Source organism: Streptomyces sp. NPDC002306, from assembly GCF_053593435.1.
The window spans coordinates 96,670-121,851 of sequence record NZ_JBSFCK010000021.1 but is presented as its reverse complement, the minus strand read 5'-3'; the positions used below and the strand labels follow the sequence as shown (position 1 = coordinate 121,851).

The 25,182-nt window shown below is 71.1% G+C and carries 26 protein-coding genes; 13 read left to right on the top strand and 13 right to left on the bottom strand.

Translation table 11 applies throughout. The features are described from left to right. The coding region (locus ACWCQK_RS30390) for a methylmalonyl-CoA mutase family protein (RefSeq protein WP_451160353.1) at positions 1-197 on the bottom strand (197 nt) is incomplete at its 3' end. A gap of 188 nt (positions 198-385) precedes the next feature. Between ACWCQK_RS30390 and ACWCQK_RS30385 the strand changes: the two genes are divergently transcribed. Beyond that, entirely contained in the window at positions 386-1,267 is an 882-nt protein-coding gene (locus ACWCQK_RS30385; RefSeq protein ID WP_451160351.1) for a L,D-transpeptidase family protein, read from the top strand. Positions 1,268-1,476: 209 nt separating this feature from the next. Here ACWCQK_RS30385 and ACWCQK_RS30380 read toward each other — a convergent pair whose 3' ends face one another. From ACWCQK_RS30380 to ACWCQK_RS30350, 7 genes are all read right to left on the bottom strand, one after another. Continuing rightward, positions 1,477-2,541, bottom strand: coding sequence for a hypothetical protein (locus ACWCQK_RS30380; RefSeq protein WP_451160349.1), 1,065 nt, complete (start codon positions 2,539-2,541; stop codon positions 1,477-1,479). Continuing rightward, on the bottom strand, positions 2,541-3,203 hold the full coding sequence (locus ACWCQK_RS30375) for an RNA polymerase sigma factor (protein WP_451160347.1): 663 nt from the start codon (positions 3,201-3,203) through the stop codon (positions 2,541-2,543). The genes ACWCQK_RS30380 and ACWCQK_RS30375 overlap by 1 nt, the downstream gene beginning before the upstream one ends. Positions 3,204-3,579: 376 nt before the next feature. Continuing rightward, complete coding sequence (locus tag ACWCQK_RS30370) at positions 3,580-3,831, bottom strand: hypothetical protein (RefSeq protein WP_451160345.1); 252 nt, start codon at positions 3,829-3,831, stop codon at positions 3,580-3,582. Continuing rightward, positions 3,828-4,460, bottom strand: coding sequence for an RNA polymerase sigma factor (locus ACWCQK_RS30365; protein ID WP_451160343.1), 633 nt, complete (start codon positions 4,458-4,460; stop codon positions 3,828-3,830). Before ACWCQK_RS30365 ends, ACWCQK_RS30370 begins: the two co-directional genes overlap by 4 nt. A 393-nt stretch (positions 4,461-4,853) precedes the next feature. Continuing rightward, complete coding sequence (locus tag ACWCQK_RS30360) at positions 4,854-5,285, bottom strand: hypothetical protein (RefSeq protein ID WP_451160341.1); 432 nt, start codon at positions 5,283-5,285, stop codon at positions 4,854-4,856. A gap of 107 nt (positions 5,286-5,392) precedes the next feature. Then, positions 5,393-5,959 (bottom strand): hypothetical protein, encoded by a 567-nt coding sequence (locus ACWCQK_RS30355; RefSeq protein ID WP_451160339.1) that lies wholly within the window; start codon positions 5,957-5,959, stop codon positions 5,393-5,395. 216 nt (positions 5,960-6,175) lie between these two features. Continuing rightward, positions 6,176-7,828 (bottom strand): beta-N-acetylhexosaminidase, encoded by a 1,653-nt coding sequence (locus ACWCQK_RS30350; protein ID WP_451160337.1) that lies wholly within the window; start codon positions 7,826-7,828, stop codon positions 6,176-6,178. A gap of 155 nt (positions 7,829-7,983) precedes the next feature. Here ACWCQK_RS30350 and ACWCQK_RS30345 point away from each other — a divergent pair, with 155 nt between their 5' ends. The 6 genes from ACWCQK_RS30345 (at position 7,984) to ACWCQK_RS30320 (ending at position 12,905) form a co-directional block, all read left to right on the top strand. After that, positions 7,984-8,604 carry a 2-oxo-4-hydroxy-4-carboxy-5-ureidoimidazoline decarboxylase gene (locus ACWCQK_RS30345; RefSeq protein ID WP_451160335.1) on the top strand — a complete coding sequence of 207 codons (621 nt, stop codon included), beginning with the start codon at positions 7,984-7,986 and terminating at the stop codon, positions 8,602-8,604. Between the two features lie 179 nt (positions 8,605-8,783). Then, complete coding sequence (gene sdhC / locus ACWCQK_RS30340) at positions 8,784-9,164, top strand: succinate dehydrogenase, cytochrome b556 subunit (RefSeq protein WP_133043130.1); 381 nt, start codon at positions 8,784-8,786, stop codon at positions 9,162-9,164. A gap of 5 nt (positions 9,165-9,169) precedes the next feature. Then, a complete protein-coding gene (locus ACWCQK_RS30335) occupies positions 9,170-9,652 on the top strand; it encodes a succinate dehydrogenase hydrophobic membrane anchor subunit (RefSeq protein WP_451160333.1) in 483 nt (160 codons plus the stop codon). A 24-nt stretch (positions 9,653-9,676) separates the two neighbouring features. Further along, positions 9,677-11,431, top strand: a complete 1,755-nt coding sequence (sdhA, locus tag ACWCQK_RS30330; RefSeq protein WP_451160331.1) for a succinate dehydrogenase flavoprotein subunit — start codon at positions 9,677-9,679, stop codon at positions 11,429-11,431. Next, on the top strand, positions 11,431-12,192 hold the full coding sequence (locus ACWCQK_RS30325; protein ID WP_451160329.1) for a succinate dehydrogenase iron-sulfur subunit: 762 nt from the start codon (positions 11,431-11,433) through the stop codon (positions 12,190-12,192). The genes sdhA and ACWCQK_RS30325 overlap by 1 nt, the downstream gene beginning before the upstream one ends. A gap of 203 nt (positions 12,193-12,395) precedes the next feature. Further along, positions 12,396-12,905, top strand: coding sequence for a hypothetical protein (locus tag ACWCQK_RS30320; protein WP_451160327.1), 510 nt, complete (start codon positions 12,396-12,398; stop codon positions 12,903-12,905). A 1,011-nt stretch (positions 12,906-13,916) separates the two neighbouring features. Here the strand turns inward: ACWCQK_RS30320 and ACWCQK_RS30315 are convergent. Both ACWCQK_RS30315 and ACWCQK_RS30310 read right to left on the bottom strand, forming a co-directional pair. Continuing rightward, entirely contained in the window at positions 13,917-14,468 is a 552-nt protein-coding gene (locus ACWCQK_RS30315; protein ID WP_451160325.1) for a hypothetical protein, read from the bottom strand. A 510-nt stretch (positions 14,469-14,978) separates the two neighbouring features. Beyond that, complete coding sequence (locus tag ACWCQK_RS30310; protein WP_451160367.1) at positions 14,979-15,617, bottom strand: Uma2 family endonuclease; 639 nt, start codon at positions 15,615-15,617, stop codon at positions 14,979-14,981. A 144-nt stretch (positions 15,618-15,761) separates the two neighbouring features. Between ACWCQK_RS30310 and ACWCQK_RS30305 the strand changes: the two genes are divergently transcribed. From ACWCQK_RS30305 to ACWCQK_RS30290, 4 genes are all read left to right on the top strand, one after another. Beyond that, positions 15,762-16,172: a VOC family protein gene (locus ACWCQK_RS30305; protein ID WP_451160324.1), complete on the top strand. Its 411-nt coding sequence runs from the start codon at positions 15,762-15,764 to the stop codon at positions 16,170-16,172. 86 nt (positions 16,173-16,258) lie between these two features. Further along, entirely contained in the window at positions 16,259-16,666 is a 408-nt protein-coding gene (locus ACWCQK_RS30300) for a hypothetical protein (RefSeq protein ID WP_451160322.1), read from the top strand. A 5-nt stretch (positions 16,667-16,671) separates the two neighbouring features. Further along, on the top strand, positions 16,672-17,169 hold the full coding sequence (locus tag ACWCQK_RS30295) for a thiol-disulfide oxidoreductase DCC family protein (RefSeq protein ID WP_451160365.1): 498 nt from the start codon (positions 16,672-16,674) through the stop codon (positions 17,167-17,169). A gap of 11 nt (positions 17,170-17,180) precedes the next feature. Beyond that, entirely contained in the window at positions 17,181-17,921 is a 741-nt protein-coding gene (locus ACWCQK_RS30290; RefSeq protein WP_451160320.1) for a TetR family transcriptional regulator, read from the top strand. A 54-nt stretch (positions 17,922-17,975) separates the two neighbouring features. Here the strand turns inward: ACWCQK_RS30290 and ACWCQK_RS30285 are convergent, their stop codons facing one another. Further along, the gene (locus ACWCQK_RS30285; RefSeq protein WP_451160363.1) at positions 17,976-20,402 is read right to left on the bottom strand and encodes an MMPL family transporter; all 2,427 of its coding nucleotides are present in this window, start codon (positions 20,400-20,402) and stop codon (positions 17,976-17,978) included. A gap of 175 nt (positions 20,403-20,577) precedes the next feature. On the opposite strand from ACWCQK_RS30285, the gene ACWCQK_RS30280 reads away from it, so the two are divergent. Both ACWCQK_RS30280 and ACWCQK_RS30275 read left to right on the top strand, forming a co-directional pair. Continuing rightward, positions 20,578-21,267 carry a response regulator transcription factor gene (locus ACWCQK_RS30280; RefSeq protein ID WP_451160318.1) on the top strand — a complete coding sequence of 230 codons (690 nt, stop codon included), beginning with the start codon at positions 20,578-20,580 and terminating at the stop codon, positions 21,265-21,267. Then, positions 21,264-22,823 carry an ATP-binding protein gene (locus tag ACWCQK_RS30275; protein ID WP_451160316.1) on the top strand — a complete coding sequence of 520 codons (1,560 nt, stop codon included), beginning with the start codon at positions 21,264-21,266 and terminating at the stop codon, positions 22,821-22,823. Before ACWCQK_RS30280 ends, ACWCQK_RS30275 begins: the two co-directional genes overlap by 4 nt. Positions 22,824-23,038: 215 nt before the next feature. On the opposite strand, the gene ACWCQK_RS30270 is transcribed toward ACWCQK_RS30275, so the two are convergent. Together ACWCQK_RS30270 and ACWCQK_RS30265 are read right to left on the bottom strand one after the other, a co-directional pair. After that, positions 23,039-23,446 (bottom strand): ATP-binding protein, encoded by a 408-nt coding sequence (locus ACWCQK_RS30270; protein WP_451160314.1) that lies wholly within the window; start codon positions 23,444-23,446, stop codon positions 23,039-23,041. 108 nt (positions 23,447-23,554) lie between these two features. Continuing rightward, complete coding sequence (locus tag ACWCQK_RS30265) at positions 23,555-25,096, bottom strand: ABC transporter substrate-binding protein (RefSeq protein ID WP_451160312.1); 1,542 nt, start codon at positions 25,094-25,096, stop codon at positions 23,555-23,557. Positions 25,097-25,182: the final 86 nt, after the last annotated feature.

The window sequence follows — 25,182 nt, the reverse complement described above, 5'->3', positions numbered from 1 at the left end:
TTGGACTCGGTCGCCGTACCGAAGCCCGCGTACTGGCGCATCGTCCACGGCCGGCCGGTGTACATCGAGGGATAGACACCGCGGGTGAAGGGGTACGCCCCCGGATCGCCGAGCTGCCGTGCGGGATCCCAGCCCTCCAACGCCGCCGGCCCGTACACGGGTTCGATGGGCAGTCCGGACTCCGACTCGCGCGCCATGCTGTGTCGCCTCCTGGTCGTGTGAATCCACGATGCCGCGCCGTTCGCGTGCCGTCATCCGCGGGGAGCATCTCAGGTGACATCGTGCACTGTCCGCGTACGCCGGCCCGAGGGACGACGTGGCGGACGTACAGGTGGACGACGGGACGGACGGCGAGGGTCGCCGGTGAGACGACGGGGGGACCGCGATGCGTGGTACGGGCATGGGGAGACCGGCTCCCGCGGGCCGGGGGCGGCCCTTCGCGGCGGCGGCCGCCGTGGCGGTCCTGACCGCGCTGGCGAGCGTGTGCGGCTGCACCGTGCAGCCCGCGGACGGAAAGGGCGGGCACCGCTCCCCCGTCCATATCAGCGTCACCGGCACGGCGCCGGGCACACCGGGCGCGTCCCACACACCCGCGGGCTCGGACGACAAGCCGGAATCCACGCCGTCCGCCGCCCCCGCGGTGCTGTGGTCGGCCGGGGACACCGGCCGGGACGTGCGCGAACTCCAGGCCCGGCTGCGCCAGGTCGCCTGGCTGTTCGACGGGCCGACGGGGACGTACGACGATCTCACCGAGGAAGCGGTCAAGGGCTTCCAGGGCAAGCGCGGGCTGCCGCGGACGGGCGAGACCGACTCGGTCACCTGGCAGCGGCTGCGGGCGATGACGCACGAACCCGGGCGGTGGGAGCTGTATCTGATGGGCGGGCAGCCGGCCGCCGCGCCGGACCCGCGCTGTCTGACGGGCCGGGTGCTGTGCGTCAGCAAGTCGAGCCGCACCCTGCGCTGGATGATCGACGGGCGGACCGTGTCGACGGTGGCGGTCCGCTTCGGCTCCCAGTACACGCCCACCCGGGAGGGTGTGTTCCACGTCTACTGGAAGTCCCGCCACCATGTGTCGACGCTCTACGACTCCCCGATGCCGTACGCCATGTTCTTCAGCGGCGGCCAGGCCGTGCACTACTCGTACGACTTCGCGGCCCGCGGGTACGCCGGCGCCTCGCACGGCTGTGTCAACGTCCGGGACGAGGCGGCCATCGCCGAGCTGTTCGCGCGGGTGAGGAACGGCGACAAGGTCGTCGTGTCCTGGTGAGGCCGCGGAGTGCGGCGAAGGGATTCGGGGCGCGGGCGGAACCGGGGGAACGTGTCCCGCCCGCGCCGGGTGCACGTGCCGTAGGTACGGGGGGAACCCCGGCTCCGTGCGAGGGCCGATGACCAGTCGGCTCACTTATCACTGCGTCATGGGCGCCAAAAACGTCACACCGGTCATGGAAAAAGTTCAACTAATCAAGAACCCGCAGGTCAGCGATGTGCGCCAGCAGCGGAGGCGCCGTGCCGGTGACCACCGCGGTCATGCCCGCGGCCGTCGTTGTGGTGGTCGCGGTCGTGGTCGCCGCGGCCGCCCCGGCCCTTGCCGGTCCCCCCGTGGGATCCGTCGTGCGGGTCACCTGTGGAATCGCCCTTGGAATCGCCCCGGGAGTCGTCACCGGACTCTCCCTTGGCCCGGGCGTCGTGATCGGTGCCCGAGGCCGAGGTGAGGACGCCCTTGCAGTACTTCCACACGCGCGTGGAGCCGCCCGCGGCGCCCTCCAGGGCACGCCTGCGCTCACTGCCCAGCTCCCGCCCTGCGCGTACGTCCCGGCAGGCCGCGGCGGCGCCGCTCCACGACGAGCCGGAGCGCGGGCCGGAACCTGGACCCGCGCCTGAACCGGCGAGGGCACCCGGGTCGCCGCCCTCGGCGGTGGCGCCGTTGTCCGTACCCCGTTGCGTGCCGCGTGCCGGATCCCGGCCGGGCGAGGTGCTGGTACCGCCGCCGGGCGACGCCAGACCCGTACTGCCGCCCATCTCCTCGCCCGGTGTGGGCGAGAGCAGTGGGAGGCCGGGGCTCGCGGCGGCCGGGGCGGAGGCGGCGGGGACGGGTTCGGGGCCGCCGAAGGGCGCGGGCAGGACTCCGGTTCCCACCGCCACGGCGACCCCGCCGACCATGCCGGCCGCCAGCGCGGCGGACAGCCCCAGGCGTACCGGGCGGCCCCAGCGGGGCCGGCGGGCGGTCGGCGCGGGGCGGCCGAGGCGGACGAGTCCGGCGTCCGCGGCGTACGGGGTGCGGGCCCGGGAACGCAGGTCCATGGCCGGCCGCTCGGCGGCCCGGGCGGCGCGCGCCGCCCGGAAGGCGGCCAGTGCGGCGGCCTCGCCCGGGAGTTCGGCGCTGGTGGGCTGGGGTGCCGCCGCGGACAGCGCGCCCAACATCGCGGCGAGCCGTGCGGCCCGTTCCCGGGCCGTGGCGTCGACGGGGATGTCCAGCGGCTCTCCGCGCAGCAAGCGCTCCGCCGTTTCGCGGTCCAGCCACCTGTCCTGCTCGTCGGCCATCACATGTCCTTCTGCGTCCGCACGCGTGGATGCGTCACACCGGCGGACGTCACCGCGCGAGTGCGCGGTTCTCGCTGGGACGGCAGGGCGTCGAGCCCGCCGGCCGATTCCGGATCGGCGCCGAGGAGTTCGGCGAGCCGCTTCAGACCGCGGTGCGCGGCCGTGCGGACGGCACCCGGCCGTTTGCCGAGCGTCTCGGCGGCGGTCTTCGCGTCCAGGCCGACGACGACCCGCAGGACGACCGCCTCCGCCTGGTCCTGCGGCAGCCGGGCGATGAGGGAGAGGGTGCGGCCGGTGGCCAGGGCCTCCATGGCCTCGCCCGCGGTGTCGGACTCACCGGCCTTCGCGGTCAGTTCGGTCTCGTCGCCGCCTATCGCGGGGCGGCGCCCGCGCATCCGTATGTGGTCCAGGGCGCGATTGCGCGCGATACGGGCGGCCCAGCCCCGGAAGCGATCCGCGTCGCCGGTGAACCGGTCCAGGTCGCGGGCGATCTGGAGCCAGGCCTCGGAGGCGACGTCCTCCGCGTCGAGGTCTCCGACCAGCGTCCGTACGTAACCGAGCAGCCGAGGGTGCACCGTGCGGTACACAGTCCGGAACGCGGTCTCGTCCCCGTCCTGTGCCGCAAGCACCGCGGCGGTCAGCTCCGCGTCGTCCCCCAGCACCGCGCCCCTTTTGCGCCTAAGCCGGCGCCGCTCTCGCGGACCGGGTCCTCGCCGTCGTGGTTGCTCGATCGATGGATGCGCTCACAGGCCCCGTGCTGGTCGCGGCGGTCCACCGCTGTCCGTAGTACGGCGCGAAAGGCACGTTACGGCGTGAAACCGCTGCTCGTCCACGTCGGTAGAACATGCAACTAACTCGTGACTCTGAGGGTGTGACAGAAAACGCACTCATGGCGCTGTAGGAGATACGGGCCGCCGCGCGGCCCGTGCCGCGCGACGGCCGGGGCCTCTCCTGTGGGGGGTGGCGGCCCCGGCCGTTGCCTTGGCAGCGAATTCCCGGGTCCACGGCCCGTTGACGGCCGGCGTGGAAAGCGGTCGCTCAACGCGGGGGCCGCATCCGCCAGTCGTCCCGCCGCCGGGTACGCGCCACGGGCGCCCCCAGGTCGCGTACGGCCAGAAAGGCGGCCACCGCGCGCTTCTCCGACTCGGCGTCGGCCTCCCCCTCGCGCAGCGCCGCGGCGAGCAGCGCGGTCACCCGGGCGGTACGGCCGGGCGTTTCGCCGTCGCCGCGCGCGTCGCCCGGGTCCGCGTCCGTCCCCTCACCATCCATGCCGTCTCCGCACCTCTTCATGTCGACTCCCCCAGCGTCCGGCGGCCGTCATCCGTCACTCCCGGGGCCGGCGGGCCGTCCACGCCCAGCTGCCGGGCGATGCGGCGCAGGCCCCGGTGGGCGGCGGTGCGCACGGCGCCGGGACGCTTGCCGAGGATCCGGGCGGCGGTCGGGCCGTCGAGACCGACGACGACCCGCAGCAGCACGGCCTCGGCCTGGTCGGGCGGCAGGGCGCGGATGAGTTCCAGGGCACGCGTGGTGGAGAGGGACTCCAGGGCCTGGTCGTGGGTGCTGTGCGGGCCGGGCAGGTCCAGCGCGTCCGGTTCGAGCGCCGCCGCCCGGGGCCGTACGCGCCGGCGGCGCAGCTGGTCCAGCGCGCGATGCCGGGCGATGGTCGCGGTCCAGGCCCGGAAGCCCGCCCCGTCTCCCTTGAACCGGCCGAGGTCGCGGGCTATCTCCAGCCACGCGTCGGCCGCCACGTCCTCGGCGTCGTCGCCGACCAGCCCGCGCAGATACCCGAGCAGTCCCGGCTGCACGATCCGGTACGCCACCGCGAACGCGGTCTCGTCCCCCTGCTGGGCCAGCGCGACCGCCGCGCCCAGCTCCCCGTCGTGCGCCTGCGCCCGCCGGGGTTCCCCTCCCTGGCCCAAGACAGTCCTCGTTCATGCCGAGTTCGATGCCGAGTTCGATGCCGCGTCGCGTGCGGAGCCGGCGCGTGGCAGGTCTCCACGGTCCTCTGCGTCTGTCCGGGAAGAAGTGTCACAGCGGGTCAGGCGTTGGCCTCCACGTCGCGCCAGTACGTGCCGGTCGCGCGACCCGGCCCCGCGCATCCCGGCCCGGCGGGGATGTCGCCGAACCCCGCGCCCAACGGGACGGCTCCGACGTCGGTGATGTGCCGGACATGGCTCCACTGCGGGGGGTGACGACAAAGTGCCGGTCCATGGCGCGGCCGTCGGCGCCCACGGCGGGAATACCGGCGGACACCGGCCATCACCCGTGGCGGGATCCCGCCCCGGGGCGATCCGCGTCGACACCCGTCCCGCTCACCCGCCCGCGCCCCGCGCCTCCGTCGCGTCCCGGCACAGCAGCCGCAGCGAGCCGTGGCCCCCGAAGCACCGGCGGGCCTCGTCCATCGGGTCCCACAGCCGGCCGTCCGGGGCGCGCACCCAGTGCTCCCCGCCCGTCGCCCACCACTCCGCACCGGTCTGACGGGCGATCACCTCGCCCGCGTACGCGCCGAAGCCGCGCAGCACGCCCTGCGCGGCGGCGTACGGCGTGGCCTCCCGCCGTAGCTCCTCGATCAGCCGGTCCACCCGCCACAGGCTCTGCGCCGAGTAGTCGAGCCGCAGCCGCGCGCCCCCGCGCATCGCGCTGACCGCGTCGGCCGCCCACCGCACCGGCCTGGTCGCGGCGTGGGGCCTGGACCCCTGCCGAGCGGTTCCCGTCGTCACGTAGGTCGTCACATAGCTCGTCACACTGAGAAGAGCGAGGTCAGCGACCTTTCCGTCACCCGGATCCGGGGGGTTCCCGCAACCGGCGCAGGACCGCCCCAGCCCCCTCGCACGACCGGCACAGGATTCGCTCAGGATCGGGGTTTACGCCCCCGCGCCCGCCGCGACACCACCGCGCGCAGCACCCGGCGTCCCTCCGTGGACACCTCCAGCGCCGGGCGCAGTCCGCCCACGCCGTGTTCGGCGAGCAGTTCCAGCACGGTGATCTGGCGGCGAAGTTCGGCGGCGACCAGCGGCGGCATGTCCTGCGTACGGCCCTCACGGCGGGAGTCGACCGGCGCGGCGTCCTCGGCCGGGTCGAGGAGCCGGTGGATCTGGAGCGAGGCGACCGAGCAGGCGTCGGCCCACTGCCGCACCTCGGCGGCGGTCCGCTCGGCCGGGGCGGCGGCGAGCATCCGGTGGACGAGGAGCGCGGCCTCGTTCTCCTCGGACCGGGCCGGCTCCGCGAGTTTCCCGCGCGCCTGCTCCAGCGACTCACCCCACTCGGCGACCCCGGGGCCGTCCGCGAGGCTCCCCCACAGCGGCCGCAGGATCTCGTCGTCACCGCCCAGCAGCGGCACACACCGATCCAAACAAGCCAGTCCGCTCGCGGCCAGTCCGCGTTCGTCGGCCTGACCCATGAGGTCAACCAGGCTCATCCACGCCTCCCTCGCCAGGGCGCCATCCCCTACGGAGCCCGCACTTTCCCTTACTGCGTGCGACTGCTCGGTAGTGTCACACGGAACAGCGCCGAGTCGGCCGAGCAGGCGGAAGAAGTTATTTTCGGCCAAGGAAGCGCAGCACGGCGGTTCCCTCTCACCGGCTCGCCCCCACCGGCTCCCGTTCACCGACACACCGTCACACCGGCACCGGGCTCACCCCAGGTGCGCGGCCAGCTCCGTGAACTCGGTCCAGGACAGAGCGGGCGCCTCGGGGTCCCACAGCTTCTGCACCGTGGCCCGCAGCGGCATCCGGACGCCGGCCGCGACCTGGTCCTGGGTCTGGGAGTCGGCGAGGTCGCACCAGACCGCGAGGCCGCCGCCGAGGATCTGGCCGTCGTACGCGGCCGGCACGGCCGTCGTCCCGCGCAGCACGCGCGGGGTCCACTGCTCGTAGATCCGCCGCCCCGTCGGGTAGACGAACGTGTTCGGCTCGCCGAGCACGTAGTACAGGAACTCGTCGTTGTAGTTGAGCACCTGGCGCCCCGCGCTCAGGTACTCCACCGGCTGCCGGGCGCCGATCTCCTTGCCGGTCCAGTAGGCGACCTGGAGGTCCTTGGCGGGCACCACGGACGCGTCCCGGAAGAAGCCGTCGTTCCACGCCCGCATGGTGCGGTCGTGGGCGCGGACGGTCGCGGCGCGGTCGTTGAGCCAGCCGGTGGTGAGGTCGGCGACGGTCGCGGAGGAGCCGGACGCCTCCCGCGCCGCGGCGGACAGCTGCGGGAAGGAGGCCGCCGGGTCCGACACCGTCAGTGCCTGGTACTCGTCACCGCCGAGGTTCCACTGATCGCCGGGGAACAGCGCGGCGTACTCGTCGAGCAGATCGTCGACGATCTTCGCGGCCTCGGGCTCGGAGATGTCGATCGCCCCGCGGGTGGCAGCACCCCGCGCGTTGCGCAACTGGAGGCCGGGGTGGGCGGCGATGACGGCGCCCAGGTGACCGGGCGAGTCGATCTCGGGCACGATCGTGATGTGACGGCTCTCGGCCAGCCGGACGATGCTCGTGACCTGAGCCTTGGTCAAATGCTGCTCCGACACGATCTCCGGGTGGCTCGTGGACTCGACCCGGAAGCCCTGGTCGTCGGAGAGGTGCAGCCCGAGCTCGTTGTACTTCAGGTCGCCCAGCTCGCGCACCCGGTCCTCGATCCAGGAGGCGGTGAAGTGCTTGCGCGCGATGTCCAGCAGGAAGCCGCGGCGCGGCTTGGCCGGCTCGTCGTGCACGACGCCCTCCGGAGCCGTACCGCCGTCGTGCACCTCCTGCTTGAGGGTGCGGGTGCCGTAGAAGACGCCCGCGCCGGCGGGCCCGCTGATGGTCACCCGGCCGCCGCGCACGGTCATGGCGTACGACTCCGGGTCGGCGCCCTCGTCGTCGTTCAGCGCCAGCCGTACGTCCCCGGCGCGCACGTCGCTCTTCTCGCCCGCGTAGGCCAGCCCCAGCTCACCGGCGATCAGCCGCCCCTCGTCGGACAGCTCGGCGTCGCTCACGACCACCCGGTTCCCGGGCGCCGGCCGCCAGCCGGGACCGCGGGCCGGGGTGTGGGAGCGCACGGCGGGGATGGTGCGCGGGGTCACGGAGAGGGCGTAGGACCGCGTGGGCGAGGGGCTCGCGCCGGTCGCGCGCCCGGCGGCGGTCCCGCCCGAGGCGGACGCGGAGGCCGAGTCCTGCCGGGCCGACGAGCCCGTGGGGCTCCCGTCGTCACCGGAGGCCCAGAGCCCGACCCCGGCGCCGAAGGCGGCGACCACGACCCCGATCAGCAGGGCACGCCGCCCCACCCTCTTCTGCGGCGCCCGGCGCCTGTGCTGGCTCACGGCGCCAACCTACGGCCAACGATGACCGGGTGGTGTCCACCACACGTTCCGAAACTCTCCCGTGCGGGTGAAATTCGGGCATCCGTCGGACACGACCTGACCGCTCTCGATACGGTGTCGTCACACCCCTCACAGCATCCCCTGCCGACACACACGTGACGCGAGGACCCACGCTGCCTGCGCACCGTCTTCCCCACCTCCCCGGCCGCACGGCCATATCCGCCCTCCCGGAGCAGACCCGCACCCCGTCCCCGAACGTGCTGGAGGGGTTCAACACCGCGTCCGCGGACGACGCCTGCCACCTGCTCCTGGGCTGCCTGCGCAGCCTTCGCTGGGCCAGGCGGCTGGCCGACCACCGCCCGTACCCCGACCTGGACTCGCTCCTGGCGGCCTCCGACGAGGCGACGTACGACCTGACGCCGGAGGACCTGGCGGAGGCGCTGGCCGGCGAGGCGTTGCCGACATTGCCGGACGGAATGTATCCGGTGGCACATACCGCGCTGAGCGCGGCACACGCGGCATACGAGGCGCGGTTCGGGCACGTGTTCGTCATCTGCCGGGGCGGCGTCACCCCGGAGGAGGCCCTGGACCACATCCTGGGCGGGATCCGGTCACGATTGACGAACGATCCCGAGGAAGAACGGGTCGTGGCGGCGGAGGAACTGCGCCGCCTGGCGAGGGAACGGCTGGCCGACACGCTCGGGGCCGCGGGCAACCGTATGACCGGCCACAACGGCGCCACGCCGGGCGAAACCCGGCGAACACCGCCCCCATAGGCGTCCGGAATAGCCCGTCCGTGCCCTTTGGGCTGCCAGTTCGATCACACCGGCAGGCCCCGCGTAAGCGTCACAGGCACACGTCGCTACGATGCTGGGGGCCGGTGGACCGTACCCGGCCGGGCCCGTCCGACACCGAAGCCGGCAGGCCCCAATCCCCGCTCCCGGAGGGTTCTTCCGTGCCGGCTGGAACGCTGTACCGCGGCCGGGAAGGAATGTGGTCCTGGGTGGCTCATCGAGTCACCGGCGTCCTCATCTTCTTCTTCCTGTTCGTTCACGTGCTGGACACCGCTCTCGTGCGTGTCTCGCCTGAGGACTACGACAAGGTCGTAGCCACGTACAAGACCCCGATCGTCGGGCTGCTGGAGTATGGCCTCGTCGCCGCCATCCTCTTCCACGCGCTCAACGGACTGCGCGTCATCGCTGTCGACTTCTGGTCGAAGGGGCCGCGCTACCAGAAGCAGATGCTCTGGTCCGTCGTCGGCATCTGGGTCGTGCTGATGATCGGGGCGATCTACCCCGTCCTCGGCCACGCCGCTCGTGAACTGTTCGGGAGCTGACGCCGATGTCCACCACTGAAACCACCGCGTCCGGGATCGGTCCTGTCGAGGGCGGTTCCGTCTTCGACGTCGACAACCCGGCACCCTTCATCGAGGCCCCGCGCGCCCGCACCAAGAAGACCCCGAAGTCCACCCGGGGCAACTTCGAGATGTACGGCTGGCTGTTCATGCGCCTGTCCGGCGTCGTGCTGGTCGTCCTGGTCCTGGGCCACCTGCTCATCCAGCTGGTGCTGGACGGCGGCGTCTCCAAGATCGGTTTCGCCTTCGTGGCCGGCCGCTGGGCCTCCCCGTTCTGGCAGGTCTGGGACCTGCTGATGCTGTGGCTCGCGATGCTGCACGGCGCGAACGGCCTGCGCACGGTCATCAACGACTACGCGGAGCGCGCGAACACCCGGCTGTGGCTCAAGGGCCTGCTCTACACCGCCACGGTGTTCACCATCCTGCTGGGCACGCTGGTGATCTTCACCTTCGACCCGAACATCCGCTAGGCACGGGGCTGAGGTAAACCACTCATGAAGATCCACAAGTACGACACCGTCATCGTCGGCGCCGGCGGCGCCGGTATGCGCGCCGCCATCGAGTCGACGAAGCGCAGCCGCACCGCCGTGCTGACCAAGCTCTACCCCACCCGCTCCCACACGGGCGCCGCGCAGGGCGGCATGGCCGCCGCGCTCGCCAACGTGGAGGAGGACAACTGGGAGTGGCACACCTTCGACACGGTCAAGGGCGGTGACTACCTGGTCGACCAGGACGCCGCGGAGATCCTGGCGAAGGAGGCCATCGACTCGGTCCTCGACCTGGAGAAGATGGGCCTGCCGTTCAACCGGACGCCCGAGGGCCGGATCGACCAGCGCCGCTTCGGCGGTCACTCCCGTAACCACGGCGAGGCCCCGGTCCGCCGGTCCTGCTACGCGGCCGACCGCACCGGTCACATGATCCTCCAGACGCTGTACCAGAACTGCGTGAAGGAGGGCGTGGAGTTCTTCAACGAGTTCTACGTCCTCGACCAGCTGATCACCGAGGTCGACGGCGTCAAGCGCTCGGCCGGTGTCGTGGCGTACGAACTGGCGACCGGCGAGATCCACGTCTTCCAGGCGAAGGCCGTGATCTACGCGTCCGGCGGCACCGGCAAGTTCTTCAAGGTGACCTCCAACGCGCACACGCTGACCGGTGACGGCCAGGCCGCGGTCTACCGTCGCGGGCTGCCGCTGGAGGACATGGAGTTCTTCCAGTTCCACCCGACCGGCATCTGGCGCATGGGCATCCTGCTGACGGAGGGCGCCCGCGGTGAGGGCGGCATCCTCCGCAACAAGGACGGCGAGCGCTTCATGGAGAAGTACGCGCCGGTCATGAAGGACCTCGCGTCCCGTGACGTCGTCTCCCGCTCCATCTACACGGAGATCCGCGAGGGCCGTGGCTGCGGCCCCGAGGGCGACCACGTCTACCTGGACCTCACGCACCTCCCGCCGGAGCAGCTCGACGCGAAGCTCCCGGACATCACGGAGTTCGCGCGCACCTACCTGGGCATCGAGCCGTACACGGACCCGATCCCGATCCAGCCCACCGCGCACTACGCGATGGGCGGCATCCCGACGAACGTCCAGGGTGAGGTCCTGTCGGACAACACCACGGTCGTCCCGGGCCTGTACGCGGCCGGCGAGGTCGCCTGCGTGTCGGTCCACGGCGCGAACCGCCTGGGCACGAACTCGCTGCTGGACATCAACGTGTTCGGCCGCCGGGCGGGCATCGCCGCCGCCGAGTACGCGCAGAAGGCCGGCTACGTCGAGCTCCCCGAGGACCCGGCGTCCCTGGTCGTCGCGCAGATCGAGCGGCTGCGTACGTCCACGGGCACCGAGCGGGTGGCGGTCCTGCGCCGCGAGCTGCAGGAGACCATGGACGCGAACGTCATGGTGTTCCGCACCGAGCAGACCATCAAGACGGCGGTCGAGAAGATCGCCGAGCTGCGCGAGCGCTACCGGAACGTCTCGATCCAGGACAAGGGCAAGCGGTTCAACACGGACCTGCTGGAGGCCGTCGAGCTGGGCAACCTGCTCGACCTGGCCGAGGTCATGGCGGTCTCCGCGCTGGCCCGCAAGGAGTCCCGCGGCGGTCACTACCGCGAGGACTACCCGAACCGCGACGACATCAACTTCATGCGCCACACCATGGCGTACCGCGAGGTCGGCGACGACGGCACCGAGTCCATCCGTCTCGACTACAAGCCGGTCGTGCAGACCCGCTACCAGCCGATGGAGCGTAAGTACTGATGGCAACCCCCGTTCTGGACAAGGTCGAGGCGGAGTCCGCCGCCTCTCCCTACATCACGGTCACCTTCCGGATCCGCCGCTTCAACCCGGAGATCTCGGACGAGGCGACCTGGGAAGACTTCCAGCTGGAGATCGACCCGAAGGAGCGCGTCCTCGACGGCCTCCACAAGATCAAGTGGGACGTCGACGGCACCCTCACGTTCCGCCGCTCGTGCGCGCACGGCATCTGCGGCTCGGACGCCATGCGGATCAACGGCAAGAACCGCCTTGCCTGCAAGACGCTGATCAAGGACATCAACCCCGACAAGCCGATCACGGTCGAGCCCATCAAGGGCCTGACGGTCCTCAAGGACCTGGTCGTCGACATGGAGCCGTTCTTCCAGGCGTACCGCGACGTCATGCCCTTCCTCATCACGAAGGACACGAACGAGCCGACCCGCGAGCGTTTCCAGACGGCGGAGGACCGCGAGCGCTTCGACGACACCACGAAGTGCATCCTGTGCGCGGCGTGCACGTCCTCGTGCCCGGTCTTCTGGAACGACGGCCAGTACTTCGGCCCGGCGGCCATCGTCAACGCGCACCGCTTCATCTTCGACAGCCGTGACGAGGCTGCCGAGCAGCGCCTGGAGATCCTCAACGACCGCGACGGCGTGTGGCGCTGCCGCACCACCTTCAACTGCACGGACGCCTGCCCCCGAGGCATCGAGGTCACAAAGGCGATCCAGGAAGTGAAGAGGGCACTGATCACGCGCCGCTTCTGATCTTCTGAGTCCAACCTCAGGGCCCTGTTCCCGACGCTTCGGGAACAGGGCCCTCTGGTGTTTTTGGCGGATTTCCACCCCTACCGACTGGCTGCTTCCACAGTCACACTGCGACATGGGTGATGCCGCACGCCGGAGGGGGCAACGTGACGGACAGACCCGCTGACGAGCCCGTCCCGGTGCCGTACGGGTACCAAGCCGCGATGAAGGAAGCCTTCTTCCTTGCGGCTCCCCTCTTCACCGCCGCTTCTCTCTCGCTGGCCGGCGTGGTCGCCGGCGCCGACGACGAGTTTCTACTACCGGGGTTGACCCTTCTGTTACTTGTCGCCAGTTCGCTGATCCTCATCGCGGCGATCCAACTCCAGTACTACGCACGCCAATTCTCCTTCTCACTCAAGGAGATAGAGGAGCAGCTGGCACATGTGGCCCTGTGGAGCAACAAGACCGACTCTCAGCGGAGCCTGGGATTCCAACGTATTCGTGCCGCGTCCTACAAGCGGTACGTACGGTTCGCCCGGCCCTCGGTCTACTGCTTCAACATTGGTGTCCTGCTGCTCGGTTTGGGCATCGCCTGCGCATTGGCGCCGCCCAACTGTGGCAAGCAAGTGGTCTGGCGATGGATCGCCTGTTCGATGGTGACTGCAGCCACAGTTGTGGAAGCCGTATGGATCTGGTTCCTGATCTTCAGAAGCGAGACCAAAAGGGAGAGTTGATGCTGTACGACACTGTGCTGCCAGGTGTGCCCCACGCACCATTCTTGTGCCATGGGTGCGGGGGAGAACTCAACAGCCGCGCCGTACCGGACACGACCGCTTTTCGACGAGCTCTGGAGCGCTCACAGGAGGAACTACAAGCGCTACTGAAAAAGCACCACTCCGAGGTCCGGCACACCTCGCCGGACTGTCCTCTGTACGAGGCTCACGCGGCGGTCATCGCCCACGCCCTGGACTTCGAGGAGGCCGTCCGACTGGAGCAACTGGTGCGTGACAAGCTCATCGACCCCTCCCCTCCCCGTCAGTCCGGTTGACACTCCGGACTAACATGTCGCCGCGGTTGCCTCCCCGGCCCGCAGGGCGCGGAGGCGGTAGGCGGCGATGGCGCAGGGCGAGAGCGGTGCCCGCACCTCACGCAGCCGCGTGTGGATCGGTCTCCTCGCGGTGACCCTCGGCTGCTATCTCGCCGGAGATGTGGAGCAGCGAGCGCGTACTGCGGTGGGGTTCGGCGTCCGCTGGTGGCCTTGGGGCCTGCTGGTCCTGGCCGTGGTGAGCCTCTTGCGATCGGCGCTGCCGACTGGCTCGCTCGTCGGTCCGCTGTTCCTCATCTCCGTCGCCGTGATCGGGCTGGCTCGGTCCGACGGAGCGGGCTCACGCGTCCTCATGAACCTGGCGCTGCCCGGTCTTCTCGCGCTGGGCGGGGCCGCCATCGTGCTCGACGTCTCCGCCGCGAGGCGAAAGCCGAGTTGGAGTCGGGTCCTGACGTCTGGACGAGTGGTACTGCCGGAAGAAGTACGCGGGACGGTGACCGTCCGGGCCGTACTCGGCGAGCTGCGAGCCGATCTCACGCGGGCGCCGAGGGACCAGGAGTCCATCCTGCACGTGACTGCGATCGCCGGGCATGTACGGGTGGCCGTTCCACGAGACCGGTGGATAAGAGTGCACACATCCGGAACAGTCCTCACACGAGTGGCGGACACGGGTCCCAAGCCAACGGAGCCCCCGGACGCGTCAACCGGCTTGACCATCCATGTTCTCGGGATATGCGGAGTCGTCGGCATCGTCAGGGTCTGACCGGCGGCTCCCGTGTTCATAGGCAACGCCAGGGCGGCCGCGGCCGGAGAACGTGGCAGAGACCTCGGCGAAGATCTGCCGCTCCTGTTCCTCGTCGGCCGGCAGCGGAAGGCGTAGCGCGTCCAGCAGTTCGAACCGATGCAGGTCGTACACCACATGCATCAACCCCGAGTAGGCCTGTGCGGCAATCACCGCCCCCTTGTAGGCGACAGTCGCGAGAAGTAGGGCGGCGGCGCACAACCACCACAGGCCCGTCTCGTCGTACAGGGCGATCCCGGACACCACCGCCACCGCCACAAGGCTCCAACAGAGATTGACGGCCGCGTCCAGGGCGTCTCTCGTCGAGCGGAGGATCTCGACCATGCGATCGGAGACCTGCATGTAGATACGTGGCCAGGAACCGAGCGTAGAGAGACCGTAGCGTTCGCCGGCGCTGAGTTCCCCAGAACGCAGCGCATTGCCGAGAGCCATAGGCAGCAGAACGTCCACGGAAGGGCGCGCACTCAGTCTGCGCCCGGCATCGGCTCGTCGGCGGCGTGCGGCTCCGTCACGTGCCGCTCCCTCTGCCTGCTCCCGCAGCACCTCCCAGCGCCGTCGCTGAACTTCCACGAGGACTCCAGCCGGACCGACCATCACCGGCCACCGGTCCCAGTACCCCTCCAGCACCCGGACAGCGCGCACCTGGAATGGCTGGAGGAGCAGGGCGAGTAGTGCCGTGCACGCAACAAGAAGCAGTGCCGCCCCTGATGCACCAGCCCGATCCCGGGGCACCACCCGGCTCCAATCGCTGTGTCCCGTGAAACTTCCGGCTCGGGCGAGGCCCCACACGCAGATGACGAACAGCCCGCACGGCACGAAGCCGACCGTCCACAGCCGCCGCACGAAGCCGCCTCCCCGCACCCCACAAACCCCATACGTAACTGGATCTCTCCAGTATGGCCGCCGATCAATGCGGCGCGGGTCTGATCGGCACGAGGGCAGGCGATGCCGCCGTTCGCCTCAGTTCCCAGGCGGAGGGCCGAGCCGACGGCTGTTGATCGTCGTCAGGTCGATCTCGAGAACGAAAGGTTCGGAGATCTTAAGGCGGTTGTGGAAGATGCCGGTGAGGCCGTAGGACTTCGTGGCCGGGTCGAGTTCGTAGACGTACACGACGGGGAACCCTTTGTCGTCGTCCTGCTCGACTCGCCAGAAGTGCGGCACACCGGCGGCCGCGTACTTGCGCGGCTTGACCTCGCGGTCGCGTTCGCGTGAGTCCGCGGAGACGACCTCGACGGCGAGGAGGATGTCCTCGGGTTCGAACCAGGTCTGCTCGGGGCCGGTGTTCGCCGACAGGGGAAACACGAGGACATCCGGCTCGAGCCGGTTCTTGCTGTCCAGCCTGATCGTCATCTCACGCAGAACGTCGAGATGGTCCGGTACCTGCTCCAGGAGCGTCTGCTCCAGCAGGCGCATGCAGCGCCCGTGAAAGGCCGTCTGCGGACTCATGAAGACGAGACTCCCGTCGATCAACTCCGTGTGCCGTGGGAGGCCCGGAATCCGATCGAGGTCGTCCGCGGTCCAGCCCTCGGGAGGCGGGATCGGCCAGCGGTACGCCGACGTATCGCTCCGATCCGGATCGTTCTCGGACGCGGCGCTCATCACTGCTCCCATGGGACGGAGTCTCGCCTGTCGTCTCAGCCTACCCAGGGGCCGTCACGTCTGCTTCACCTCAACGGGTGATCACATGGTCGGTCCGCGGCCCGTGCGGCGGGGTCCGCCTCGCGCGGCTTCTAGCCTGACGGTATGTCAGATGACCAGTCGTACGAGCTGCTCGGCTTCGACAACGTGCTGTTTCCCGTCGGGGACATCGGGGAGGCCGTCGGGTTCTACGAGCGTGCCGGGTTCGCGGTGGGGTTCCGGTTCGACGAGGGCGGGATCGCGCAGTTGAGGGTCGGGGGCGAGACGCCCGGGATTCTGCTGCGGCAGGAGGAGGGGCTCGGGCACCGGCCGCCGCCGTGGCCCTCGCCCCGTGTCTGGCTGGAGGTGCCGGACGCCCGCGCGGCGATGCGGGAGCTGGCGGACGCCGGGATCGCGGCGCTCGACGAGCCGGCCTCCGTGGCGACCGGCTGGACGGTCGAGATCGCCGACCCGTGGGGGAACGTCATCGGATTCACGGACTACACCAAGCGGCCCGGACTCGGGCGGAGATGCTAGCCGCACAGCAGGGTTGAACGCGTTCAAAAACAGGTCTACAGTCAGTCCTGACAGTGTTTTGAACGCGTTCAACAAGGGGTGGGGACATGGATCTCACAGTCGTCGCGTACGTCATCTACCTGCTGGTCAGCATCGGTCTGACCATCTGGGTGGCCCGCACGCTCAGCCGCAACGGGCGGGTCTTCCTGGCGGACGTGCTGCACGGGAACGAGAAGCTCGCGGACGCCGTCAACCACCTCCTGGTGGTCGGCTTCTACCTCGTCAACCTCGGCTTCGTCGCGCTGTACCTCAGTGGCGACGACGACATCGCCGACACCCGCGGGGTCTTCGAGGCCCTGTCGACCAAGCTGGGCGTGGTGCTGCTGGTGCTCGGCGTGATGCACCTGGGCAACGTGTACGTGCTCAGCCGGATCCGGCGCCGCGGGGTGCTGGAGCGCGAGCAGGTGCCGCCGGTCGCGCCGCAGGGCTGGGTCGCCCCCACCGCCGGGGCGTGAGCGGGATGACGGCCACCACCGCGGACCGGGACGCCGTACGCGTCCCGGTCCGCCGGCTCACCGTGCTGTACGACGCCGAGTGCTCGGTGTGCGCCTTCGTACGCGACTGGCTCGCCCGCCAGCCCCAGTTGGTGCCTCTGGAACTCGTACCGGCCGCCTCGGACGAGGCACGTCGGCGCTTCCCCGGTCTCGACCACCGGGCCACGCTCGACGACGTCACCGTCGTGGGCGACAGCGGGCAGGTCTACCGGGGCGCGGCCGCCTGGATCGTCACCCTGTGGGCACTGCGCGAGCACCGCCCGCTCGCGCACCGCCTGAGCACCCCCGCCGGGGCGAAGCTCGCCAAGGGCGCCGTCCTCGCCGCCGCCCGGTGGCGCGGGGCGCAGTGGGGCGGGCGGGCGTACGCGCGCGTGGACGGGTGGTCGTACGACCCCGCCCGAGGGTGGACGTACGCCGCCGGCTCCGCCCCGGACTGCGCCGATGGCACCTGCGCCACTCGTTAGGCTCTCTTCCCGTGCCTGCGAACAACGACAGCCCCGGTGAGGGCGACGCGCCCAGCAAGTCCGAGCAGACCCGCGCGCTGATCCTGGAGACGGCGATGCGGCTGTTCCAGGAGCGCGGCTACGACAAGACGACCATGCGGGCCATCGCCCAGGAGGCCGGGGTCTCCGTCGGCAACGCGTACTACTACTTCTCCGGCAAGGAACACCTGATCCAGGGCTTCTACGACCGTCTCGCCGCCGAGCACCGCGAGGCGGTCCGGGAGGTCCTGGCCCGCGAGACGAGCCTGGAGGCGCGGCTCGCGGGCGTCCTGCGCACCTGGCTCGACGTCGCCACGCCGTACCACGAGTTCGCGGTGCAGTTCTTCAAGAACGCCGCCGACCCCGACAGCCCGCTCAGCCCCTTCTCCCCGGAGTCGGAGCACGCGCGCGTGGAGGCCATCGGCGTCCACCGGGAGGTGCTCGCGGGGGCGAAGGGCAAGGTGCCCGAGGAACTGCGGGACGTGCTGCCGGAGCTGATGTGGCTCTCCCAGATGGGACTCGTCCTGTACTGGATCTTCGACCGGACCGACGGGCGCGAACGCAGCTACCGGCTCGCCGAGCGCGGCGCCCGCCTCACCGCGCGCGGCGTCGCGCTCGCCCGCTTCCGGGTGCTGCGGCCGCTGGTGCTGGAAGTGCACGAACTCTTCACGGACTTCCTGCCGGGGATGACGAAGGCACTCCCCGATCCAGCGGCACGCAGGTCCACCTCCTGACGGGTCCGGCACCGGCCCCCTCCTGAGGGGTCCGGCGGTGACGGGTCCGGCCGGTCAGTTCACGGTGTCCATCTCGCCCTCGGTGAGCTCCACGTCGTGGACCAGCGGGCCGTCCGCCACGACGACGAGCCGGGCGCGGGAGCCGTACGACGGGGCGGCCGTCGCCAGCAGATAGCTGCCCGGGGACGGGACGGAGAGGATGTACGAGCCGTCGGCCAGGGAGGACACCCGGTCCAGTTGCCGGCCGCCGCCCCGGCTCAGCAGGGTCACCGCGGCGCCCTCCACCGGGTCGCCGTCGGCGGTGCGGACGAAGCCGTGGACCACCGTGGCGGGACCGTCCCGCTCGACGACGCCGCCCTCCGGCACCGCCGGCGCCGACGCCTCTTCCTTCGGCTCCACCGCGAGATGCGGCAGACGCCGGTCGAGCCAGGAAGGCAGCCACCAGTTGGAGTCGCCCAGGAGGTGCATCATGGCCGGCACCAGCGCCGTACGCAGGATGAACGCGTCGAGCGCCACCGCCGCCGCCAGACCGACGCCCGCCACCGCCGCGCCCGCGTCGCCGCTGAGGACGAACGCCAGGAACACGCAGACCATGATCAGGGCCGCGCTGTTGATGACCCGGCTGGTCTCCGCGAGCCCCACCCGGACCGCGCGCGCGTTGTCGCGCGTGTGCACCCACTCCTCGTGCATCCGGCTGACCAGGAACACCTGGTAGTCCATGGAGAGGCCGAACAGCAGGGACAGCATGATGACCGGCAGGAAGGCGTTGATCGGACCCTCCTTGCCGAGGCCGAGCAGTTCCAGGCCCCAGCCCCACTGGAAGATCGCGACCAGGACGCCGAAGGAGGCCGCCGCGGCTATCAGGTTCATCACGGCGGCCGTCAGCGGCACCACCAGGGAACGGAAGGCGATCAGGAGCAGCAGGAAGCTCAGCCCGATGATGGTGACGACGAAGAGCGGCAGCCGGTCGCCGGTGACGGACGCGAAGTCCTTGGAGACCGCGGTGACTCCGCCGACGTGAGCGGTCGCGCCCGCGCGCGGGATCACGTCGTCGCGGAGGGTGTCGATGAGGTCGTCGGTCCCCTTCGACTGGGGTGACGTGGTGGGGACGACCTGGATGACCGTGACGCCCCGGGCGGGCGGCAGCGCGACGACCTGGGCCACCCCGGAGGTCGCCTCGATGTCCTCGGCCAGCGCGGCCGTGTCGCCGCCGGTCGCCACCACCTGGAGCGGTCCGTTGAAGCCGGGCCCGAAGCCCTCGGCGAGCAGGTCGTACGCCTGCCGGGTGGTCGTCGTGGCGTCGTCGTTGCCCTGGTCGGTGGCGCCCAGCCGCAACGACAGCACGGGTACCGCGAGTACGGCCATGACGACGACGGCGAGTGCGGCGATCCGGCGCGGACGCCGCTGCACGCCCGCCGACCAGCGGGCCGCGAGACCGCTCGTACGCTCCGGCTCGGGGCCGTCGGCGGCCAGCCGGCGCCGCTGGCGGCGGCTGAGGACGCGCGGGCCGAGGAAGCCGAGCAGGGCGGGCAGCAGGGTGGTGGCGGCGAGCACGCTCAGCACGACCGTGAGCGAGGTGCCGATGACCACGCCGTCCAGGAAGCGCAGGTTCGTCACCAGCATCCCGGCCAGCGCGATACACACCGTGCCGCCCGCGAACAGCACCGCGCGGCCGGAGGTGTCGAGGGCGGTGACCGCCGACTCCTCGGGGTCGGCGCCGCGCAGGATGCCGCGCCGGTGCCGGGTGACGATGAACAGGGCGTAGTCGATGCCGACCCCGAGGCCGATCAGCGACGACAGCAGGGGCGCCAGGTCGGGGATGTCGGTGACGTGGCTGAGGAGCTGGGTGGAGAACAGGCCCGTACCGACGCCGAAGATCGCCACGCCGATCGGCAGGAGCATCGCGAAGAGCGAGCCGAAGGCGAGGAACAGCACGACCGCCGCCGCCCCGAGGCCGACCATCTCGGCGAGCCCCGTGGGCGGTTCCTGCACGCGCTGGATGGCCTGGCCGCCCAGCTCGACCCGCAGTCCGTCGGTCTCGGCGCCCCGCGCGGTGTCGACGACGTCCTGGACGAGCTCCTTGGGGACGGAGTTGGCCCGCTCGGTGAACGTGATCTGGGCGTACGCGATGCGCCCGTCACGGCTGATCTGTGCCGCGCCCCGGTCGGTGTAGGGGCCGGCGACCTCGCCGACCCCCTTCATCCTCGCCAGCTCCGCCAGCGCGGGCTGGATCCGGGCCCGTACGTCCTGGTCACGGACCGAGCCGTCGTCGACCTTCCACACCACCGTGTCGGTGTCGCCCGCGCGCGCGGGGAAGGCCTTCGCCATCAGGTCGTACGCGCTCTTGGAGTCCGTGTTCGGGAGGGAGAAGACGTTCGCGTAGTCCGTGCCCGCCGTCGAGGCCGAGAAGCCCAGGCCGAACAGGGCACCCACCCACAGCAAGAGGACCACCAGCCGGTGCCGATAGCACCACCGCGCCAATGCCGCCACGTTCAACGCTCCTTGTTCGATTGCCGGTCGATCGGTCGGTCCCCCAGGTCCTGGGCAACAGGATCGGCGGCGCCGCACGCGCGTGGACACGGCTCGGGCATGACTCTCAAGGAACTCCAAAGCGGGAACGGGCCCGGCTGTCAGTGGCCGCGCCGATACTGGGGTCATGTCGACGGCCCCTGGCACCGTGCTGGTCGTGGAGGACGAGCCGAGCATCGCGGACGTCCTCGCCATCGCGCTGCGCTACCACCGCTTCGAGGTCATGATCGCGGGCACCGTCCGCGAGGCGCTCGCCCTCGTCGCCCGCACCCGGCCCGATGTCGCGCTGCTCGACGTCATGCTCCCGGACGGCGACGGACGTGCCCTGGGCCGTGAACTGCGCGCCGCGCGGCCGGAACTGGCGCTGGTGTTCCTGACCGCCCGGGACTCCCCCGCCGAGATCGTCGGCGCCCTGGGCTTCGGCGACGACTACATCACCAAGCCGTTCAACATCGACGAGGTCGTCGCCCGGATCACCGCGGTGCTGCGCCGCACCCGCCCGGCCGACGTCCTCCCGCAGCGCCCGCCCCTGCGCTACGGCGACCTGGAACTGGACGAGACGACGTACTCGGTGCACCGCGCGGGCCGCACGGTCGAGCTCACCCCCACCGAGTACGCGCTGCTGCGCTTTTTGGTGCGCAACGGCGGCCGGATCGTGCCCAAGGAGCAACTCCTGCGCCATGTCTGGCAGTACGAGCACACCCCGCCGGAGTCGACGGTCGTCGAGACCTACATCAGCTATCTGCGCCGCAAGCTGGACACACTGGGAGCGCCGGTGATCACCACGCGGCGGGGTGTCGGATACGGGCTGGCATGAGGCTCCCCCGCGCACTGAAACCGCCCAGGTCCCCGAGGCTCCCCAGGTCCCTGAAGCTCTCCAGGTCCCTTCGGCTCCCCGGCCTCCGCAAGCTGCTCGGCTGTCGTCCGAGACTGCACTCCACCCGGGGCATCCACTCGCTGCGCGTCAAACTCACCCTGGCCAACGTGGCGCTGCTCGCCCTGGGCATCGTCGCCGCCACCGCCGTCAGCCTCATGGGCATGCGGCACTATCTGCTCGACCAGATCGACGCCGAACTCACCCAGACCCGGGACTCGCTGGCCGGTTCGCACGTCACCATGCGGCAGATCGACTCGATCGCCGTGCTGGGCCTCGCCCGCGACTGGGCCGTCCCCGGGGAGAGCGACGACCGGCCGACGCCCGACACCCTCTTCGTCGCCGTCGACGGTGACACCGGCGAGGCCGTCACCGTCCTCGGCGTCGCGCCGACCGACGCGCAGCGGGGCCTCGCGGAGGCGGTCACCGACCCGGGCGCGCTCGCCGACGACGCCGAGCCGCACGACGTGACGGTCCGCGGCGCCCCGTACCGCGCGACCGGGACCCGGCTCTCCGACGGCACCGACGTCCTGCTGGCCACGTCGACGGACGCCCTGCACAAGGGCATAGCCAAGGCCCTCAAGCTCGACCTCGCCGTGGGCACGATGCTGCTGGCGCTGCTGGCCTGTCTGACGCTGTTCAGCGTGCGGCGCCGGATGCTGCCGCTGGAGGACATGGTGGAGACCTCGTCGGCGATAGCCGAGGGGGACCTGACCCGGCGGATCCCCTCCCGTCACCATCCGACACAGGAGGTCGAGCAACTGCGGCTGGCCCTCAACGCCATGCTCCACCAGGTGGAGTCGGCGTACCGCACGCGCGAGCGCACGGCGGCCCAGCTGCGCCGGTTCGTCGCCGACGCCTCGCACGAGCTGCGCACGCCGCTGGCCGCGATCCGCGGCTATCTCCAGCTGTACGACAAGGGGATGCTGCGCGATCCCGCCGAGCGGAAACGGGCCTGGGACCGGATGACGGGGGAGGCCGACCGCATGGGGCACCTGGTGGACGAACTGCTCACCCTGGCCCGGCTCGACCAGCAGCCCGAACTGCGGCTGCGGCACGTCGACGTCAGCTGCCTGGTGCGGGACGCGGCCGAGGACCTGCGGGCGCAGCAGCCCGGACGGCCGGTCACGGTCGGCGCCGACGGCGCGCTGCTGGTGCACGCCGACGAGTCGGGGCTGCGGCAGGTGCTCGGCAACCTGGTCGCCAACGTGCGCACGCACACGCCCGCCGAGGTGCCGGTGCGGCTCGGGGTGGAGCGCGCGGACGGCGTCGTACGGCTGTGTGTGGCGGACGAGGGACCGGGACTCGCGGCGGAGGACGCGTCACGCATCTTCGACCGCTTCTTCCGGGCCGGGGGCGGCGCGGGCAGCGGACTGGGCATGGCGATCGTGCAGGGGGTGGTGCGGGCGCACGGCGGCGACGTCGCGGTGCGCACGGCACCGGGCGAGGGACTCACGGTGACGGTGACCCTGCCCGCGCGCCCGCCGGTACGGCCGTAACGGACGGGGCGGGTGGGCGGCCGGGACCTCCGGCGGCCGGGCCGGGCCCCGGGGTCGGGGGCAGGTGCTGGAGCGGGTCGGGGGCCAGGTGCTGGAGCGGGTCGGGGACCCGGGTGCTGGAGCGGGTCGGGTGCCCGGGTCCGGGAGCGGATCGGGTGCCCGGGTCCGGGAGCGGATCGGGTGCCCGGGTCCGGGAGCGGATCGGGGGCCGGGTGTTAGAGCGGGTCCGGGGCCATGACCAGTGCCCACACCGTCTTCCCGTGCCGGCCCCGGCTCCACACCCCCCAGGCCGTGGCGACATGCTCCACGAGGTGCAGGCCTCGGCCCGTCTCCGCCCACTCCCCCACCACCCGCAGCCGTGGTTCCAGCCGGCCCTCGTCGGAGACCTCTATGAGGCAGGAGCCGTCGGCGAGGGCGGTCACCGCCACCTCGAACTCCCTCTCCAGCAGCGGCCCGTGACGTACGACGTTGGTGGCGAGCTCGGACACGAGCAGGACGGCGTCGTCCAGCGCCGGGTCACCGGGCGTGTGCCCCCAGTCGGCCAGATGGTCCCGCACCCGGCGCCTGGCGAGTCCGACGGACGCCGGATGCCTGGGCAGCCGGAAGGAGTTGCGTCTCAACACGTCGGCTCCTCACCCCGCCCACACCTCCGTCACATGATGCTGCGTGGGGTGACTGCCCGCCGCCGCACCCGCCCAAGCGGGTCCACGGCGTCGGGTCCTGCGGCGGGGTCAGATCCAGGTCAGACCCCACAGCCGGAAGACGCCGCTGCCGTCCGACAGATACTGAGCGCCGCCGATGTCCTCGCTGCTGACGACGTACTCCTTGCGCTGCCACAGCGGGACGAGCGGCACGTCCTCGGCCACGTCCGCCTGGAGTTCGCGGAAGTCCGAGGCGACGCGGCCCCGGTCGGCGTACTGCTGCGTGGACTCGATCAGCCGGTCGACGTCCTTGCTGCTGTAGCCGGTGTTCATGGTGCTGCCGGTGCCGACGAGCGGCGCGGCGAAGGTGTCCGGGTCGGGGTAGTCGGCGACCCAGCCGACCGCGTACGCGTCGAGTCTGCCGTTCGCCCACCGCTTCTGGAAGTCGGTCCACTCGTAGCCCTCGACCGTGACCTGGAACAGGCCGCCGGCCTCCAGTTGCCGCTTGAGTTCGGCGGCCTCCTCGGCGGCGGCGCCGCTGCCGATGCCGTAGCCGTACGTGAAGCGGACCGGGGTGCTCACCCCGGCGTCCGCCAGCAGTTGCCTCGCCCGCGCGACGCTCCGCGCCGGGTAGGTGTCGAAGAACGACGTGGTGTGGCCGGTGATGCCGGTCGGGATCAGCGAGTACAGCGGCTCGACGGTGCCTGCGTACACCGTCGAGGCCAGTTCGTCACGGTCGACCAGCCAGGCCAGGGCGCGCCGGACCCGCCGGTCGTGCAGCGGGGAGCTCGCGCGGGTGTCGAAGTACAGGTTGCGGGTCTCGGAGCTGTCGGCCTCGAAGACGCGTCGGCCGGGGTCACTGGCCGAGAGACCGGCGAGGACCTTGGGCGGCAACTGCCGGCCGACGACGTCCAGCTGTTCGGCGTTCCAGGCGCTGTCGAGCGCGCCGGCGTCCCTGTAGTAGCGCAGCTCGACGGGCCGCCCGGTGCCCTTCAGGGCGCCCTTGTACCGCGTGTTGGGCGACAGCGCCGCGGTCCTGCCCTTCGTATACGACGACAGGACGTACGGTCCGCTGCCGTCGACGTCCGTACCGGTGCGCAGGCCGTCCTTCGGGTAGCGCGTGCTGTCGACGATCGCCCCGGCGCCGGTGGCCACCTTGAACGGGAACGTGGCGTCGGCGGAGGTCAGGTGGAAGGTGACGGTGGAGCCCGCGGCGTCCACCGACCCGAGGGTGGAGAACAGGGACGCCGGACCGACATCGGCGTTGATCCTCTTGACCCGGTCGAAGGAGAACTTCACGTCCTGCGCGGTCACCGCGCGTCCACCGGAGAAGGTCAGGCCCTTGCGCAGCCTGCACCGGTACGTACGAAGGCCGCCCTCGTCGAAGGCGCAGCTCTCGGCCGCGTCCGGCACGGGCGTGCTGCCGCCCGGCTCGAACGTGAGCAGTGACTGGAAGACGTTGCTGTACAGGGCCCAGGAGCCGGCGTCGTAGGCTCCGGCCGGGTCGAGCGACGTGACGATGTCCGTCGTGCCGACCCTGATGGTCCCGTCCTTGCTCCCTTGCGACGGCAACAGCTGCCAGGCGCCCACTCCGATGGCCGCCAGCACGAGCAGCGTGGCCAGAATTCGCATCCGGACAGATCGCACGGTGCCCTCCCCAGGCGCCCCAGCGCAGAGCCGCTCCCTAAGCGGCGCGGACACCTAACCACAGGAGTTTC

Coding starts and splice junctions, on each gene's coding strand:
- sdhA (WP_451160331.1), top strand. CDS start 9,677: ATGAAGATCCACAAGTACGACACCGTCATCGTCGGCGCCGGCGGCGCC.
- ACWCQK_RS30370 (WP_451160345.1), bottom strand. CDS start 3,831: ATGAAGAGGTGCGGAGACGGCATGGATGGTGAGGGGACGGACGCGGAC.
- ACWCQK_RS30325 (WP_451160329.1), top strand. CDS start 11,431: ATGGCAACCCCCGTTCTGGACAAGGTCGAGGCGGAGTCCGCCGCCTCT.
- ACWCQK_RS30300 (WP_451160322.1), top strand. CDS start 16,259: ATGGATCTCACAGTCGTCGCGTACGTCATCTACCTGCTGGTCAGCATC.
- ACWCQK_RS30265 (WP_451160312.1), bottom strand. CDS start 25,096: ATGCGAATTCTGGCCACGCTGCTCGTGCTGGCGGCCATCGGAGTGGGC.
- ACWCQK_RS30310 (WP_451160367.1), bottom strand. CDS start 15,617: ATGAGCGCCGCGTCCGAGAACGATCCGGATCGGAGCGATACGTCGGCG.
- ACWCQK_RS30380 (WP_451160349.1), bottom strand. CDS start 2,541: ATGGCCGACGAGCAGGACAGGTGGCTGGACCGCGAAACGGCGGAGCGC.
- ACWCQK_RS30275 (WP_451160316.1), top strand. CDS start 21,264: ATGAGGCTCCCCCGCGCACTGAAACCGCCCAGGTCCCCGAGGCTCCCC.
- ACWCQK_RS30280 (WP_451160318.1), top strand. CDS start 20,578: ATGTCGACGGCCCCTGGCACCGTGCTGGTCGTGGAGGACGAGCCGAGC.
- ACWCQK_RS30305 (WP_451160324.1), top strand. CDS start 15,762: ATGTCAGATGACCAGTCGTACGAGCTGCTCGGCTTCGACAACGTGCTG.
- ACWCQK_RS30295 (WP_451160365.1), top strand. CDS start 16,672: ATGACGGCCACCACCGCGGACCGGGACGCCGTACGCGTCCCGGTCCGC.
- ACWCQK_RS30320 (WP_451160327.1), top strand. CDS start 12,396: ATGAAGGAAGCCTTCTTCCTTGCGGCTCCCCTCTTCACCGCCGCTTCT.
- ACWCQK_RS30385 (WP_451160351.1), top strand. CDS start 386: ATGCGTGGTACGGGCATGGGGAGACCGGCTCCCGCGGGCCGGGGGCGG.
- ACWCQK_RS30355 (WP_451160339.1), bottom strand. CDS start 5,959: ATGAGCCTGGTTGACCTCATGGGTCAGGCCGACGAACGCGGACTGGCC.
- ACWCQK_RS30335 (WP_451160333.1), top strand. CDS start 9,170: ATGTCCACCACTGAAACCACCGCGTCCGGGATCGGTCCTGTCGAGGGC.